Genomic DNA, 15,340 nt, shown 5'->3' with positions numbered 1-15,340 from the left:
AAAGCCTGGCGATGGTTTGGTCTGGCATTCTTGTCGCTGTTTCGCCAAGCGCAAGTCCTTCCTGAAGTCTTTAGCACGCTTTTTTTCCGGACGACGCCGTGCAATTCAGAAGTACGTTTTTTGCGTCACATAATCTGTTGCTGCAGCGAGTCAGTGCTGCTTGTATCCTTGCGCGCGACAAGGACACGCGGCTGCAGTCATCGAGTCGGTCGACCCGCCGCAGGAACGGAAACCGGACTTTCCCAAAGGTAGTAATGTGAAGCGTGATACCCGCCTGGTTGTGCTTTTGTTGTTGGTGATCGGTTGTTCCCTCGGGTCACTGACGGTGTGGAAAGTGCTGGCCTCTCGAGAGCGCGCACTGGAGGAGGTAAACGTTCATGGCCTGAACCTGACCCAGGCGCTGGCGACTTATTCCGAAGGGATCGTTCGCCAGAGTTCGTTGCTGCTGCTCGGGATCGTCGAACGTCTGGAAACCGAAGGCAGTGGCCCCGCGCAGATCCAGCGTCTGAGCGCACTGGTCAATCGCCAGGAACCGCTGATGCCGCAGCTCAGCGGCATCACCATCTACGACAATCAGGGCCGTTGGCTGATGTCCTCCAACCGACCGATTCCGGCCGGGGCCAACAGCAGTGATCGTGTTTATTTCATCCATCATCGTGACGACCCGAGCCGCGAGACCTTTATCGGTCCGCCGATCCAGAGTCGCTCCAATCAGGAGTGGGTGATCACCGTCAGCCGCCGTTTCAATGATGCGCACGGCGAGTTTGCCGGTGTGGTGGCGGTGACCCTGGGAATCGAAAACTTCCTGCGCCTGTTCGGCAAGATCGATGTGGGCCAGGAGGGTGCTATCGGCTTGTCCTATACCGACGGTACGTTGCTGGTGCGCTATCCGTTCCGCGAGCAGGACATGGGGCGTAACTTTTCCAAGTCGCCGATCTATGAGAAGTATCTGGTCGATCGATCGGTCGGCACCGCGTCATTTACTTCCAGCCTCGATGGCGTCGAGCGGCTCTATGCCTTCCGCAAGAGCGACCGGCTGCCGCTGATCACCACTGTCGCCCTCGGCAAGCGCGAAGCCCTTGCTGCGTGGCGCATGGAGGCCTGGCTGTCGGCAGTGGTGGTCGCGGGGTTGCTGGGGCTTACTGGGCTCATCGGCTGGTTTCTGATTCTCGATATTCGCAGGCGTACCAGGGCTGAAGATCAATTGCGCGGGACGCAGCAGCAGTTGCTTTCCTCCAATCGTCAGCTTGAGTTACTGGCGATGAAGGACGCCCTGACCGGCCTGGCCAACCGGCGCTGCTTCGATGAGAGCCTCGCCATGGAAGCCCGACGCGCACAACGTGACGGCACGACGCTGGCGTTGCTGATGATCGATATCGATTACTTCAAGCTGTTCAACGACTCGTTCGGGCATGTCGCCGGCGATGCCTGCCTGCAGAAGGTCGGCACAATCCTCGAAGGTTGTGTGCGGCGCCCGTCGGATCTGGTGGCGCGTTACGGCGGCGAGGAGCTGAGCGTGATCATGCCGGCCACCGACAGTGACGGTGCTGCAGTGGTCGCGCAGTTGATCCTCGAACGCTTGGAGCAAGCGAACATCGCACACCCGTCCAGCCCATTCGGCCGGCTGAGTGTGAGTATCGGCATCGCTACGGCCTCCGGGGCGCAACTGCAATCCTTGCAAGGGTTGATCGAGGTCGCCGATCAGGCGCTGTATAACGCCAAGACGCTGGGGCGTAACCGGTTTGTGAAGTGATCGGTAGGCCTTAATCCGATAGATCGCCGTCAGGCTGACTTTCATGCCGGGCGGCGAACCCGCTGGGTGTCTCTTGATGGCGGACACCCGAACTGGCGACTGAATTGCGACGGGCTTTCGTAGCCCACTCGATAGCAGGCACTCGCCCCATCCAGCCCTTCGCCGAGCTCGCAGCCCGCGCTATCTCGGATGATTTGCGCCAGAAAACGGACAAGATCCGCGTCACGGTGGTGTGCCCGGGCGTCGTCGAGTCATTTATCGAGGCCGCAACGAAAACCATCTGTCGCGCCGTCAGTCGCCGCCGCTGAACACTCCAGAACCGCAGCCCTCTACCGACTTACAAGTCCGGGGGTAATGACCATGAGCGACATTCGCAAAGAGCAGGCGTTGGCCGCCTGGCGAAAATTACTGGAAGAGCCAGAGATCCGTATGGACGCCGAGGATCAATACGACGAGTTGCTGAAAATGGCCGACACCATGGAGCAGGAAGGGCTGATTACAGCAACAGAATGGCGCCAGTTGGTGCGCAAGGCCGGTGCGAGGTTCGCCCAGGCCACCGAGGGGCTTTCGGGCGGAACCTGAGAATTTGGCGGGGCAGGGCGCAGAGCGACGGTGCCGCATTGACAGCGGCAACTGTTGTTAATGGGAATCTATATTAATTGCGAATAATTTTGTATAGCATGCGCGGGAGTTTTTTGGCGGATTCACCCCCTGCATTGGCCTATTCGTAAAGGTTTCCCTCTCCATGCGTCGAACCCTGCTTTCCATTTGTGTGCTGCAAGCATTGTCGCCTGCCTCATGGGCTGATCAAACGGGGGCATCACCCTCAACGCTGGAGCTGGACGCAACCGATGTCATCGGTACGGCGAATTACGAAAGGGCGGACGGCCCGGTGCAGGGTTATCGCGCGACGCGCTCGGCCAGCGCCACGCGTACCGACACCTCGATCCATGAAACTGCGCAATCGATCAGTGTGGTCTCGAAGGATGCGGTCGAAGATCTGGGCGCCACCCGATTGCAGGACGCGCTGGACTACGCCGGCGGCGTGGGGCGGGCGAACAACTTTGGTGGTCAGGGCCTGACCACGTTTACCGTGCGTGGCTTCACTACCGGCGAGTTCTATCGCAACGGTTTTCCGATCAACCGCGGCTATCCGAACATGCCGGATGCCAACACAATCGAACGCCTCGAAGTGCTGCGCGGCCCGGCGACCATGCTTTACGGCCGGTGTGATCCTGGTGGCACCTTCAACGTGGTGTCCAAGCAGCCGTTGCCTGAAAGCAGCGTCACCCTGGGCAGCCAACTCAACGATCAGGGCATGAAACGCGGCACGCTGGACGCTTCCGGCCCGCTCGACGAAGAAGGGCGTCTGGCCTATCGCTTGAACGTCGTGGGCGAGGGCGGCGACACTTTCCGCGATCATGTCGAAACCGAGCGCTACGGCATCGCACCGGTGCTTACCTGGCAGGCAAGCGACGCGACCAAGCTGATTTTCGAAGGCGATTTCATGCGCAACAACGCGCCTCTGGATCGCGGCCTTACCCGTTACGCGAAGCAGACCGGAACCGCCTCGCGCGGCAGTTTTTTCGGCGAAAAAGACGCTGGCAAACTGCATAACGACAACAACATGGCCCAACTGCGTTTCGAGCACATGCTCAATGACGACTGGACCCTGGGCGGCGGGTTCCAGTGGCTCGACGGTTCGCTCAAGGGCAACGCAATCGAGGCCAATGGCATTGCCGATGACGGCCGCACTTTGGGGCGCAATTTCAACTATCGCAAGCTGGAGTGGACCGACAAGGATACCCAGCTCAACCTGACCGGGCATTTCGATACCGCGGGTTTGCAGCACACGTTGCTCACCGGTATCGAGTACGAGGATTACGACTACAAGTCGATCATCCAGCGCTCCAGCGGCGCCGTCGGTGCGTACCCGATCGACATCTTCGACCCGGTCTACGGCCAGCCGCGCCCGGCACTCACCCGCACGCCGACACACGACAAGGAAAACCTCAAGACGTATGCCGCGTTCGTGCAGGATCAGGTGGCGTTGACCGATAAACTCAAGGTGTTGGCCGGGGCGCGTTTCGAGCGCTTCGAACATGACTACGAAACTTACGTGCCCGGTGGCAAGAGCTGGCAGGCCAGTGACAACGCGGTGACTCCGCGCATCGGCGTGACCTATGACCTGACCGAGACATTGGCGATCTATGCCGACACGGCGCGCTCTTTCAAGCCGAACACCGGCGCCAGTCGCCAGGGCGGAGGGTTCGAGCCAGAGAAGGGCAAGTCCTATGAAATGGGACTCAAGTGGGAAGCGCTGGATCAGCAGTTGAGCGTCGACGCGGCGATCTATCAGATCGAAAAACGTAACGTGCTGACCACCGACCCGGTTGACTCGACCTTCAGCGTTGCGGCCGGCGAGGTGCGCAGTCGTGGATTCGACGTCAACGTGGCCGGCAACCTGACACCCGAATGGCGGGTGATGGGTGGCTACGCCTATGTCGATGCGGAGGTGACCAAGGACAACGTACTGCGCTCTGGCACGCGGCTGATGAACATCCCGAAGAACAGCTTCAGCCTGCTGAACATGTATGAGTTCCAGGACGGCACCTTCAAGGGACTGGGCCTGGGCACTGGCCTCAAGTACGTCGACGAGCGCGCCGGCCAAACCGCCAACACCGCGTTTTCGATGGGCAGCTATACCGTTGTCGACTTGCTCAGCTTCTACAAAATCAATGACAAGGTGCGGCTTAATCTCGACGTAAAAAACCTGTTCGACCGTGATTATGAAGAGGGCGCATTCGGCAACGTCTATGCCTACCCGGGGGCGCCGCGAACCGTGCAGGTCGGCGTTTCCTACACCTTGTAGCAGGGTGGAGCAAAATTCTCACAGGCCACAAATGAAACAGCCCTGAATATTCAGGGCTGTTTCTTGTTTATCCGATAACGCTTGAAACGTTCTTGCTGTAGCCGCTGCCGGCCTCCGTCAGATTAGCGTAAAAGATACAGCCGATCAGTCTCGCGAACAGGCCTAACGTATCCGCCAGATCCGGGTCGTCGAAAATCACCGCCCTGGAGTCCAACGCACACAGCGCGCCCCAAAGTTGTCCGTCAGGAAGGAAAATGGGCGCGCCTGCGTAGCTTTCAATCAAATATTGCTTCACCACGGGGCGTGTGGAAAACCTGCCGTCGCGACTTATCTGCGGCACGAAAAGCACCTGAGGGTCTCTGCGAAACTCACTGCACAGCGTGGTTTCCAATTCCAGCGTGTCGCCGGAGTTGATCCCAAGCTCGATCGGATCGTAGGCGGAACAGACGATCCAGTCCGTTTCGGTGAATTTCGCGATCGCCGCGAACCGTGTCCCGGTCATGCGTGTAACAAGCTGCAGAATATTGGTTGTAGCTTCAATTTCAGCGATAGAGGAACGTTCCTCTGCGCTTAGCAACGCTCTGTCAATGGTGTCACTGAGGGGCATGCATTGTTCTCCGGTCATGATTTTTTAAGTTGGCGACTGCTAAACGCTTTTGAAACTGCCCATTTTGATACTAAACAAAATGGATTCGTTCACATCAAAGGTTCCTGATGGCTGCAATAGCGAAGCGTCATTGGCGTGCGGCTTGAGGCGCCGTTATCGGCGGCGTAGCCTTGATCTCATAAATGTTGGATGTCGCATTGAATGAAAGGTGAGGAAAGTGGAAGGCGTAGTGTTGAGCGAAAAGATGCAACGTGAAGCTGATCGGCTCCTGGCGCAGATTGTCCGGGCAGACTCGATGATCATCGCCGTGAAGGCGGGTGCCCGTGCGGATGGCTTCGTGCTTGGGCTGGAAACCAGCGAGGTTCTGCGTGCCGGCGATGCTGAAAAGCTGTACGTCATTTTTGAAGCTGCTTTGGTCGAGCGGCTGAAGACGCTTTCTCGCAGTTGAGCTGCAGAACATTTATCCGCTTGAACTAACGATTGACCGGTAAGTCAGGGTAGTTATCTGCCACTCTGATTTTGAGGTTATCAATGCGCAATTACACCATCGAGTACCTGTTCAACGGCGAGTCCCGTACGCATCAACTCGCGTTGCAGCAGTCGAAGCTCTCCATTCACGACGCTGCCATGCATCTGCTGGAACTGCATTTTGGGGATGCTGAGAACAGTCTGATCATGCCAACAGCTGACTCGACTGCTGAAGAGATACTGGAGCAGGCCAGTCTGGTGGGTATGACGCAAATCGACGTGAAGGATGCAGGCGCTGACTGATTTCTTCTTCGCTCGCCCCCGGCCCCTGCGCGATGCCCAATCCTGCGTTGACGATACTCACGTATACACTCAGGCGAGTTGACACGCAGTCGTTCGGAAATCGGGACATCAGCATCCTTGAACCCCCAGTTGGTTCCAGTGGACAGGAGCGTATAACTGAGGCAGGCGGCGAAGGCGTCCCAGGCCATGGCCGCGCTGTTGAAGGAGATCGCTATTGGTTTGATTGCTACAAAAAAGCGAGTTTGCTTGTGAGTGGCGGCTAATGGCCGATCTGTGGCGTTCGTGGAGGGCAGAAAACGGCCAAAAGCAGTCATCGACGTATAACCGTGACCTGTACCTGTATTGGAACCGAACTCGGGTACATCTAGCCGTCTGAAACTTGCTAGAAAAGAGGCCGACGCAACCCCGCCACGTATGCCGCGCGCTATTCAGCGCAACACACTTTTCAGAAAAGATCCGACTTTGGTTGGAGCACTTCCTCTGATGTTGCCGCGGCGGGCACAGTGATTGGCGGTAAGCCTGAGGGATGGTCCACGTTTTGGCCTTTGGTGGCGAGCACTATTGGGGACGCGTCAGCCTCAACGGCTGCCTGCTGCTCTATGGCGACTTGTACCTCCGCTTCTTCCTTCGCAACCGGTTCCTCTGCGACATTCAGATCCACGTACGCATCGCCCATCATCATCTTGTAGTGGGCCAAATGTCCTGAGTGGTCGAAAATCTTGAAGAAGACTCTACGGTAGTTTTCTACCATTGAGTCTTCAATCGCTAGGTATAAATCGTCATGAGCGAAATGGGAGCCGTCATTTACCCAGGATAGCAACGAGCGGCAGTGGATCTTGTCTGCCCCGTCGAAATGCTTGTAGAGGGTGTGCGGGTCGGTGGAACCCAAGATTTTGAAATAGTTTTCGAGGATCCTGCGCAGTGTGTTTTGAATCGTTGTGTTGTTGATGTCTGGTCGCTTCAACTCCGACCAGAGCAGATCGTAGGATGTTTTGATAGGATTGCCTGCATGGGATTCGATCTTCGATTTCTGATCAGATTTGCGTATCACCCAGAACGTCTCATACGGCAAGGCGTTCTTCTTGCGTTCATGGTTGAACGTAATCTCTTTGTGGAAGTAGATGTTGTGGGTAAAGATGAACACCTGCTTGATGTATCCGGTGTTGGTTTTAACCTCTTCGAAGAGCTGCTTGATCAAGCTACTGACGATGAAGAGCACGTCGCTGTCCAAACTGGATACCGGATCGTCGATCACCACAACGCGGTCATTGGTCGTTCCGACCGTAGACGCGCTTCCCTTTAGTAGATGGTAAAAATAAAGGAAGGTCACGAAAGTCTTTTCACCTTCACTCAACGTGCCTTTAGCGTCGGCACCGTTGCTGCGCACTAACTTGTAAGAGCTCTCAGTCGAGGCGACGGCAAGCTTGAAACCATGAAACCCGAACCCCTTGAGCAGCTTGTTGATCGCCCGAGCGGTGGGTTCGATAGTTGTTGAGGCGCGTTCTAGTTTGTCCAACTCTTCCTTTTTAACCTCTATGACCGTCTCACCAACACGGATCTTGGTTGCCAAGCCGGTGATGGCACCCTCCAGGGCGGCTTTTTGTCTGAGATAGTGCTTGATCTCTTCCTTGAGCTCCACCTCCAGCAGGTATTTCCATATCTCACCAGTGAGTTCGTCATATTCCCGGTCGAAGTTGGCGACGACGTCGTTGTGCCGATAGATCTGCTGATTGGCGTCTGAGATTAAATCCAGGATTTTTTCGCATGTACTGGCCGTAGATTTGAGCTCAATTACAAGGCTTGGCGTGGCCTTCTTAAGATGAATTTTTTCCAGGTTGGTGCGTGTCTCGGTCGTCAGAAGATCAATCAGAGGCACCAGTTTGTCGTGGTCGAGAAACTTGCTTTCAGGCACGAGAATCGCGTGAAGCTGCTGCAGGATCATAGTGCTCGTGTCTTGGTAATTACCTCGGAGTACATCGATGGCTAGTGTATTTTTCTCAAAGCTGTCATCGAAATATTCGGTAAGGCTTCGCTCGAAATCCTTCGTGGTTTGCTGCTGGCAAAAAGGACACTCGCCATCGTTTTCGTTGAAATACTTGATGCCCTGACGCACCCAATCGCTGTTGTTGAGTCTTTCAATCATCGCGGCGATGTCGACATCGCTTTTCCCGATGATTTTTGTCCCTAGAATGGGCGCTTTTTCGTATTCAGTGAGAGCGTTGAAGTTGATGGAATGGATCACCACCTCAGACTTGGGCTTCTCACCATAGAGCAGCTCTGCTTTTTTCGTCAGATCCGGGAGTTGCAGGAATTGTGACGCGCTACCCCGGGCTTCTTGGAGCACTCTGTCTTTGAATTTTTCAGCATTGTTGCGCAAACCCTGAAAAGCGCCATGGAAAGCCTCATCATGCTTGCGTTTCTGGGCCCAACACTTGTCCTTAAACTGTTCTTCTAGGACGATAAGCTCCTGGCGTTTGCCACCCGTTTCGTCGGTGCCAATGAGCGCTGTTTTCAGGCTCTGCCGGCCGGCCTCCAAGCGTTCGATGTCTTTCTTTAGGACCGTTATCTCGTCAAGCTTGGCTTGCTGGGTTTCCCCGAGTGTGAAGACGCCTTTGAGGTTGGCAACTTGGTTGAAATTTCTTTCCATGAAATCCTGGTTGTACACCATCGTCTCAACGCGCCGGCCGTTTTTCCACTGCACATCAGAGAGAAGGTAACTTTCAGGGTGTTCGATGACCCGGCCAATGCTCGTCTTGCCAGCGCCGTTCGCCCCATAGAAGAAGTTAATTTCTTTAAGGCCGTTGATCGTGACGGGATCGGTATATGTGGCGATGGCAAGGCGTATGGATTCGATCATCACTGTCATTCCTTGTTAGGAAAATCACTGTGAACCTGGTTAGCGCAACGGTCTCGGTGTTCAGACTTTGCTGGCTGATCACGCGATACGATTTTTATTGAAATAGATTCAGCCCGCTTCTCGCGCTAGCCAACAAACTCCGCGGTCGGTTCGACGCGAGGGCGATGATCGATCAAGAACACCGGTGGTGGATCAGGTCTTGAATTTCTTCATTGCTTTCTCGGGTATCTGCTTTGTCGTATTAGGCAGACTTTCCAATACCTCTTCACGACAGCATAGCGACTTTCTGCCAAGCTGCCGTTTGTAGCTAGCCGGTTCAACCATTCAGGACAAATGACCCAGTATCGCGAGCATGTCAATCAGGTCAGAAAAGCCTTGAGGCTCTCGGACTTCACTGAGTTTGATTCAGTTTTGTTTACTGGAGCAACATGCCCGGGAATGGTGGTGAATAAACCAATCGATGGAGTGCTCATCCACAGCTGCTGGCTATCAACATATAGTGGTGCCCGGGTGCGATTGAGGATGACCGTCCGCTATTGGCCGAATGCGGTCGCTCCTGAGCGGCAGCCATCGGCTCAGAGTGTGTAAAACATTCATGGACTTCATCGTCGTCGAGCAGTGACATTTGCTGACCGAGAGATCGCACGGTCATGTCACGCGCCATATCGTTCGTAGCTTGGAACACGGCAACGCTGTTTTTACAGCCTCTGGAATGGGCCGAAATCAGCCTTTTTCAGGCCATTAGCGCTTGCATCAAACCGTAGGCACCGATGATTTTCATGACCCGTTTCAAGTTGTAGGCGAGAACATTCAAGCTCATCAGCGCACTCACTCCGGCCAGCTTTCGCGTCAGGAACTGCGTCCGCCCCCATTCATTGTTTGAGCGTCCCGAAGGAAAAGCGAGCACGAGAGGGCGGTCGCGTAGGTTGCCCGGCTTCTGTGCGGTACGCCCGTCGCGGTGTTCGCCACTGCGACGTGGGCGAATCATGTTTCGTCGCGGACCTGCATCAGCGCGAATCCCAGCAGATTCAGACCTTGCCACAGGTTGGGGTTATTCGCGTTTACGTGATCCTGGGCGAGTCCGATGCCCCAGATGCTGTCAACCGGGCTGGCCTCAACAATGATGCGAGAACCGGTATCCTTGAGGAATGCATTCAACTCCGGGTTTTGCGAGAACTTGGCCTGGTTGGCCCGGACGACAATTGCATATCGGTGTTGCAACCAATCGTGTTCGTTGAATCCACGCACGTTGCGGCCAAGCGCCTTGGCCGCGTTGGGCGTAGGCGCCGTTAGCACTTGAGCGCGAATGTCCTGATCGCCGAACAAGGCTGCTTTCTCTGCCATCATGAAATGTTCGGCAGTCGCGTAGCGTTGCCCGTCGACAACAAATTCGGCTTCGAACCACTGGCTGAAGCACGAAGCGCTGACTCCGTGCCTGCTTCGCTGGTGTCCCCAGAAAAAGACATAGTTCAGCTCCTCTCCAGCGTTGAAGCGGGAGCGGAGGTCTTCCAGATATTTGGAGTCGTGCAATTGGACTTCCTTCATGCTTTGTCAAAACCAAACAATGAACGCAGCCAACCTGCCGACTTCCGTTCATAGAAGGGCGTGGTTTGCTTGAGCAAGTAATCGCTAAGGCCTGAATCTGCGTCATGAACGCGGTACAGGTCAACGGGTTCGCCATCCGGAGCCAAGTCCGCGGCAACGCTGCCCGCTTCGCGCATGACCTGTTCAAAATCGCCGTCCGCTTCGATCCCGATGATCAGATGAGGCTTTTGGTCAGACGAAGCGTCATGCATCAATGCCAGAAACGCGCGCTTCACATTGCGATGTCTGGCGAGTAGTTGCTTGAGCGAATTGACCATCTTCGAGGGATATTGCGACGGCTGCCCGAGCAGTACCTGAGTGTCCTTTTCGACCGTGCGCTGCACCGGTCCCTGGCCGATCTCATCGGAGAGCAGGTAGCGCACTTCCTCGGGGAAAAATTCTTTCCCGTAAGGAGACTTTGGATTGAGGAAAAGAGGAGTGCCCAGCGTGATTTCAAACAGCGATCTGGCCGGGATCTCTATATAGGACTCCTCGCTGTTTATGGATCTTCGTAGTGTATGCAACGAAGTGAAAAACGGGATGACAGCGGAGCCGTCGGGCTTTTGCCAGTGCGCAATGCTGATGTTGCTGCCTGCCTCAAGGTTGACTCGCCCTTCGCCAGTGCCGGCGGTGCCGAGGACGTAGATATCCGAATTCAGCAGCGTCTTGAAAAAATCAGGTCGGTGGGCGGGTTCATCCGCCGCCAGTCTGAGTGACTTTTCGAGGGTGTTTTCTTGCTGGGTATCCATGATGTCCATCGGCCGTTCCATCAATGCAGGCAAAAAATGGGTGACAAAGAACGCGCAGTTTTTCACGCTGCTGTGAAAACAGGAAGAACTGAAGCCTGATAAATCTGCCGCATCAGGAAGGCAACACCGCGTGATGACGCCGAGCCGCGTGGAAAGAATGCTCTATCTCGTCTTCAGTTTTGCGCACCGTAGAAGTGGTTGAGCAGTATCAACTCAATCACAGCTACAAAAACGCACAGCACGAGAAAGCCAGGACTGAAGACGCGCTTGCGGCCGGATGAGCTTGTATCCATCCAGTTAGCGCCGGAATCGCCGGAAGTCAGCAGCAGGAACATTACCCAGGCACAAGCCCAAACTTTGCCCCAGAAACCATCATTTCTGAAAGAAGTCATCCGTGTTTTTCCGTATGCCGCTTGATTCGGCAGATCTTTATTTGCTGGTTAAGCTTGGCGGGAGGGCATTTACGCCTCCCAGAGAACGCTTCCGTGCCAAACGAGACGGCCGATTGATTTCTCAACCCCCAGAAACGACAAAGCCCTGAATAATCAGGGCTTTGTCGTATCAAATATGGCGGAGGCGATGGGATTCGAACTCATGGACCTGTTACAGTCGACGGTTTTCAAGACCGTTGCCTTAAACCACTCGGCCACACCTCCGTTTGCGTTGCGGGCGCCATAATACCTGAATGAAACACACTGTCAAACTCTGTGCATGGCTTGTTACAGAGCGTCTGTTATGATCTTTGCCACTGAACGTTTCAAACCAACAGGAGTGTCGCCATGCGCGAACAGGATTACGCAGTTCACAACAGCGTGCAGGCTGAGCAGCTAGAGGTTAGCCGCGTCCTGCGCAACACTTACGGTCTACTGGCGCTCACCCTCGCATTCAGCGGTGTGATGGCTTTCGTGGCCCAGCAGATGCGCGTCGGCTATCCGAACATTTTCGTGGTGCTGATCGGTTTCTACGGGCTGTTCTTCCTCACCAACAAACTCCGTGATTCCGCGTGGGGCCTGGTGTCCGCCTTTGCGCTGACCGGTTTCATGGGTTTCCTGCTCGGCCCGATCCTCAACCGTTACCTGGGCATGCAGGGCGGCGCAGAAGTGGTCAGTTCGGCATTCGCGATGACCGCGCTGGTGTTCGGTGGTCTCTCGGCCTATGTGCTGATCACCCGCAAGGACATGAGCTTCCTCGGTGGTTTCATCACCGCCGGTTTCTTCGTGTTGCTGGGTGCAACGCTGGCGAGCATGTTCTTCCAGATCAGCGGCCTGCAACTGGCGATCAGCGCCGGTTTCGTGCTGTTCTCGTCGGTGTGCATTCTGTTCCAGACCAGCGCGATCATCCACGGTGGCGAGCGCAACTACATCATGGCAACCATTAGCCTGTATGTATCGATCTACAACCTGTTCATCAGCTTGTTGCAGATCTTCGGCATCATGAGCCGCGACGACTGATCGCTGTTTGTGAATCAACAAAAAACCCGCTTCGGCGGGTTTTTTGTTGCCCGTGCGAAAGCGTAGTGGCCTTTCGCCGACATTTTTTCAAGAAATCATGGCGCCTTTATGGAATTGGCCTACACCTAAGACAAGGAAGAACGGCAGGCGGTCGACAGGAGTCGGCATGCAGTAACACCTTCTACAGCCCCCGCATCCCATTTTTCTTCTTCTGTTCAAGCCCGTAGCTTCGCCCGGGTTGTCGTATTCGTTCATCCGGAAAACAGGAGGTCCTCCAAACCAGCCTACCCAGATTCAACCGTGAGTTGCTCTCGGCCCGCAAGCCGAGTCCCTGATTATCAAAAAAATAATGGAGGCCCTGGTGGTCGGACTCGATTCATGGGTCGCTGCAGGCGTTGTCCCAATCAAGGAGATCATCGATGAACCAGCCCCAAGGAAAGCGTGCCGTATTGGCTATCACGACAGCACTGTTCAGTGCCTCGACTCTTGCCGGTGTCTACCCCGATTTTGGCTATCAGCCACCCGCCAGCCAATATTCAGGCCCGTTGTTCGAACTCAGCCAGAGTTACCCGACCCAAGCTCCCCAAGGAGCGCTGCCGGATTTTTTAAAAAAACTTCCGGCCAAACCCGACAACAACTTTGAAACCTGGCGTGCCTACATGGAGGAGGTGAAGCACTATTGCCTGGAAGGCAATGTCGAGGTCGATTGGAATGTACAGAAGAACAAGCTGCGTCAGTGGTACCACATGCCTTGGCAGCACTATGGCCCGCTGGGGCGTGAAGGTATTCATGGTCTGACCAAGGAAGCGCAAATTCCGGTCAAACAACTGGCACAGACGCAGATCGCCAGCGGCCAGACCTACGCCGTGGGCATTTACAACGACATTGGCGCCTACACCATTGGCGAGGTCTGGAAAGATCCGAACAACCCGGATCCTGGCTTCACTTCGCAACCCAAAAGCTTTGCCAATGGCACCGTAGTCTGCAAGGCATTGTTTGCCGATATTGATCGCACCACCGTACCGTTCCTCGTCAACCCGGTGTTGTGGCAAGGCTATATCACTGAAACTTTCACGTCCGCAAATCGCAAGATCAAAGATGTTGCGCTCATTCAGATGGACATCGCCGTGCGTGATACCCGTATGAGCGACACAGGCTGGATTTTCGGCACCTTCCAGTACAACGGGGCTAAAACCGGCAAACCCGGTTGGGACAATCTCGTTCCGGTCGGGATCATGTGGGGTAACGATCCGAAAGAAACCGGCAATGACTTCACCAATCCGACGCCGACTGAAACCAGAATCAACTCGGCATTGCAGCAGACGGCAATCAACGCCAACACCAAAGAACTGCCGCCCACCCACCTGGGCTGGAACGGTCGCCTAAACGGGCCTGTAGACAACCCCAACAGTTCCTGCCTGAGCTGCCACGCCACGGGTGAGTCGCCACAGGTGGCGATCATGAATCCCACCTTCCAGCCCAAGGACAAAATACCGAGCCCGGGTTCTTCGGAATGGATGAAGTGGTTCCAGAATATTCCGGCGGGTCATCCATTCACGCCAGGGACCAAGAGCACGGACTACAGTCTGCAACTGTCAGGCGGTCTGGTTAATTATTTCGAATGGAAATGTGACATGAGCGGGATCTACGCCGATGGCAAGAACGCCTGCGCCAAGGTTCAGAACCTCAAGTTGAAAATGCTCAAGACAGGCGACGACAATTCGCAGCCTCAGCAAAAAGTCATGCGTGACCCAAGCTTGCAGCAATTGCTCGAGTAAAGTGCAGCAGCCTCCAGACGTCTCGGCGTCTGGAGGTTTTCAATCAGTTGATCACGATGCTGCCATCGGCCTGTTGCTTGTAAATCGTGTAGGGCAGCAGAAACGTATCCAGCACACCTGAGACTGCTGCATCGACCACCAGGCCAAGGGAGGCGTTGTTGTAATTGAACGCGTCGACGTCATCCGGCTTTTCGGCGTGCAGCATGCAGAAGTCGTAGGTTGCACCGCTGTAAATGCGCGGAACAGCGCCGCAGTAGCTCTTCTTGGTTTTCAGTTGATCCACAGAAGCCTTGTCGCTGAGCACGACGGTCTGCACCGTCCCGCACCCGCCGAGCATCAACACCGTCAGCATCACTGCCTGAATTCTCATTACCGCCCAATCCTTTCGCCGGGAAAACCTCAATCTACGCCGAGCAGGCGCAAAAAGCACTCACGCCATCGGCGGTAACCGGCGTTTGACCGGGGTTTTCTTGACGATCGCGGTGTTGGTTTCGGCCAGCGTATTGAGGCGGTCGAGCAGGGTGTCCAGCTGTTCCATCGAACGCACATGCAATCGGGCGATGAAGCAGTCCTCGCCCGTGACCTTGTCGCACTCGGTGAACTCCGGGATCGACATGATCTGCCGTTCCACCTCCTGCAATTGCCCCGGCAGTGGTCGCACCCGGACGATGGCCTGGAGTTGATAACCAAAGCATTTGGGGTCGATCTCGACGGTATAGCCCTTGAGCACGCCGCGCTCCTCCAGGCGGCGCAGGCGTTCGGCCACGCTGGGTGAGGACAGGCCGCTGATTTGCGCCAATGCCTTGAGCGAGCGACGCGAGTCGTCCATCAAGGCGCTGATGAGGATCTGGTCGATATCGTCGGTCATGGGGCAACTCCGGTATTAGGCATTTGAGGGCAACCACCCACGATAAAAAA

15 protein-coding genes, 1 tRNA gene and 3 pseudogenes are annotated in these 15,340 nt (G+C 55.4%); 8 read left to right on the top strand and 11 right to left on the bottom strand.

Translation table 11 applies throughout. The features are described from left to right. Positions 1–256: 256 nt before the first annotated feature. Positions 257–1,753, top strand: coding sequence for a sensor domain-containing diguanylate cyclase (locus HDC30_RS23660; RefSeq protein ID WP_027613832.1), 1,497 nt, complete (start codon positions 257–259; stop codon positions 1,751–1,753). Positions 1,754–1,794: 41 nt separating this feature from the next. Here the strand turns inward: HDC30_RS23660 and HDC30_RS29645 are convergent. Then, positions 1,795–1,920 (bottom strand): annotated as a pseudogene (locus HDC30_RS29645) (AraC family transcriptional regulator CmrA); the annotation flags it as partial. 3 nt (positions 1,921–1,923) lie between these two features. Between HDC30_RS29645 and HDC30_RS29390 the strand changes: the two are divergent. The 3 genes and pseudogenes from HDC30_RS29390 to HDC30_RS23650 all read left to right on the top strand — a co-directional run. Continuing rightward, positions 1,924–2,007, top strand: a pseudogene (locus HDC30_RS29390) (oxidoreductase); the annotation flags it as partial. Positions 2,008–2,113: 106 nt separating this feature from the next. Then, on the top strand, positions 2,114–2,335 hold the full coding sequence (locus HDC30_RS23655) for a hypothetical protein (protein WP_027613838.1): 222 nt from the start codon (positions 2,114–2,116) through the stop codon (positions 2,333–2,335). A gap of 163 nt (positions 2,336–2,498) precedes the next feature. Next, positions 2,499–4,625 carry a TonB-dependent siderophore receptor gene (locus tag HDC30_RS23650; protein WP_183785292.1) on the top strand — a complete coding sequence of 709 codons (2,127 nt, stop codon included), beginning with the start codon at positions 2,499–2,501 and terminating at the stop codon, positions 4,623–4,625. A gap of 67 nt (positions 4,626–4,692) precedes the next feature. On the opposite strand, the gene HDC30_RS23645 is transcribed toward HDC30_RS23650, so the two are convergent. Continuing rightward, positions 4,693–5,232, bottom strand: coding sequence for a GAF domain-containing protein (locus HDC30_RS23645; RefSeq protein ID WP_027613840.1), 540 nt, complete (start codon positions 5,230–5,232; stop codon positions 4,693–4,695). Between the two features lie 217 nt (positions 5,233–5,449). On the opposite strand from HDC30_RS23645, the gene HDC30_RS23640 reads away from it, so the two are divergent. Further along, positions 5,450–5,680: a hypothetical protein gene (locus HDC30_RS23640; protein ID WP_027613841.1), complete on the top strand. Its 231-nt coding sequence runs from the start codon at positions 5,450–5,452 to the stop codon at positions 5,678–5,680. Between the two features lie 83 nt (positions 5,681–5,763). After that, positions 5,764–6,003: a hypothetical protein gene (locus HDC30_RS23635; protein WP_183785290.1), complete on the top strand. Its 240-nt coding sequence runs from the start codon at positions 5,764–5,766 to the stop codon at positions 6,001–6,003. A gap of 1 nt (position 6,004) precedes the next feature. Here HDC30_RS23635 and HDC30_RS29385 read toward each other — a convergent pair. From HDC30_RS29385 to HDC30_RS23605, 7 genes and pseudogenes are all read right to left on the bottom strand, one after another. Then, positions 6,005–6,167 (bottom strand): annotated as a pseudogene (locus HDC30_RS29385) (LysR family transcriptional regulator); the annotation flags it as partial. A 281-nt stretch (positions 6,168–6,448) separates the two neighbouring features. Beyond that, entirely contained in the window at positions 6,449–8,860 is a 2,412-nt protein-coding gene (locus HDC30_RS23630) for an AAA family ATPase (RefSeq protein ID WP_183785288.1), read from the bottom strand. 733 nt (positions 8,861–9,593) lie between these two features. Continuing rightward, a complete protein-coding gene (locus HDC30_RS23625; RefSeq protein ID WP_097089996.1) occupies positions 9,594–9,848 on the bottom strand; it encodes a hypothetical protein in 255 nt (84 codons plus the stop codon). Further along, positions 9,845–10,390 carry an NADAR family protein gene (locus tag HDC30_RS23620; protein ID WP_183785286.1) on the bottom strand — a complete coding sequence of 182 codons (546 nt, stop codon included), beginning with the start codon at positions 10,388–10,390 and terminating at the stop codon, positions 9,845–9,847. The genes HDC30_RS23625 and HDC30_RS23620 overlap by 4 nt, the downstream gene beginning before the upstream one ends. An 11-nt stretch (positions 10,391–10,401) precedes the next feature. After that, the gene (gene sseB, locus HDC30_RS23615) at positions 10,402–11,202 is read right to left on the bottom strand and encodes an enhanced serine sensitivity protein SseB (protein ID WP_183785284.1); all 801 of its coding nucleotides are present in this window, start codon (positions 11,200–11,202) and stop codon (positions 10,402–10,404) included. A 164-nt stretch (positions 11,203–11,366) separates the two neighbouring features. Next, positions 11,367–11,585 carry a hypothetical protein gene (locus tag HDC30_RS23610; protein WP_183785282.1) on the bottom strand — a complete coding sequence of 73 codons (219 nt, stop codon included), beginning with the start codon at positions 11,583–11,585 and terminating at the stop codon, positions 11,367–11,369. Between the two features lie 176 nt (positions 11,586–11,761). Beyond that, positions 11,762–11,849, bottom strand: a tRNA-Ser gene (locus HDC30_RS23605). 123 nt (positions 11,850–11,972) lie between these two features. Here HDC30_RS23605 and HDC30_RS23600 point away from each other — a divergent pair. After that, positions 11,973–12,644: a Bax inhibitor-1/YccA family protein gene (locus HDC30_RS23600; RefSeq protein ID WP_027613775.1), complete on the top strand. Its 672-nt coding sequence runs from the start codon at positions 11,973–11,975 to the stop codon at positions 12,642–12,644. A gap of 419 nt (positions 12,645–13,063) precedes the next feature. Continuing rightward, a complete protein-coding gene (locus HDC30_RS23595; protein ID WP_183785280.1) occupies positions 13,064–14,422 on the top strand; it encodes a hypothetical protein in 1,359 nt (452 codons plus the stop codon). 43 nt (positions 14,423–14,465) lie between these two features. Here the strand turns inward: HDC30_RS23595 and HDC30_RS23590 are convergent, their stop codons facing one another. Beyond that, the gene (locus HDC30_RS23590; RefSeq protein WP_027613773.1) at positions 14,466–14,792 is read right to left on the bottom strand and encodes a YceK/YidQ family lipoprotein; all 327 of its coding nucleotides are present in this window, start codon (positions 14,790–14,792) and stop codon (positions 14,466–14,468) included. Positions 14,793–14,852: 60 nt separating this feature from the next. Continuing rightward, positions 14,853–15,290, bottom strand: coding sequence for an Lrp/AsnC family transcriptional regulator (locus HDC30_RS23585; protein WP_027613772.1), 438 nt, complete (start codon positions 15,288–15,290; stop codon positions 14,853–14,855). Positions 15,291–15,340 lie beyond the last annotated feature (50 nt).

It is taken from the genome of Pseudomonas sp. JAI115, from assembly GCF_014200835.1.
In the GTDB taxonomy this organism is placed as follows: Bacteria; Pseudomonadota; Gammaproteobacteria; order Pseudomonadales; family Pseudomonadaceae; genus Aquipseudomonas; species Aquipseudomonas putida_A.
This window is presented reverse-complemented; position numbering and strand designations above follow the sequence as displayed.

Coding starts and splice junctions, on each gene's coding strand:
- HDC30_RS23625 (WP_097089996.1), bottom strand. CDS start 9,848: ATGATTCGCCCACGTCGCAGTGGCGAACACCGCGACGGGCGTACCGCA.
- HDC30_RS23635 (WP_183785290.1), top strand. CDS start 5,764: ATGCGCAATTACACCATCGAGTACCTGTTCAACGGCGAGTCCCGTACG.
- HDC30_RS23655 (WP_027613838.1), top strand. CDS start 2,114: ATGAGCGACATTCGCAAAGAGCAGGCGTTGGCCGCCTGGCGAAAATTA.
- HDC30_RS23630 (WP_183785288.1), bottom strand. CDS start 8,860: ATGATCGAATCCATACGCCTTGCCATCGCCACATATACCGATCCCGTC.
- HDC30_RS23600 (WP_027613775.1), top strand. CDS start 11,973: ATGCGCGAACAGGATTACGCAGTTCACAACAGCGTGCAGGCTGAGCAG.
- HDC30_RS23590 (WP_027613773.1), bottom strand. CDS start 14,792: ATGAGAATTCAGGCAGTGATGCTGACGGTGTTGATGCTCGGCGGGTGC.
- HDC30_RS23650 (WP_183785292.1), top strand. CDS start 2,499: ATGCGTCGAACCCTGCTTTCCATTTGTGTGCTGCAAGCATTGTCGCCT.
- HDC30_RS23585 (WP_027613772.1), bottom strand. CDS start 15,290: ATGACCGACGATATCGACCAGATCCTCATCAGCGCCTTGATGGACGAC.
- HDC30_RS23645 (WP_027613840.1), bottom strand. CDS start 5,232: ATGCCCCTCAGTGACACCATTGACAGAGCGTTGCTAAGCGCAGAGGAA.
- sseB (WP_183785284.1), bottom strand. CDS start 11,202: ATGGACATCATGGATACCCAGCAAGAAAACACCCTCGAAAAGTCACTC.
- HDC30_RS23610 (WP_183785282.1), bottom strand. CDS start 11,585: ATGACTTCTTTCAGAAATGATGGTTTCTGGGGCAAAGTTTGGGCTTGT.
- HDC30_RS23595 (WP_183785280.1), top strand. CDS start 13,064: ATGAACCAGCCCCAAGGAAAGCGTGCCGTATTGGCTATCACGACAGCA.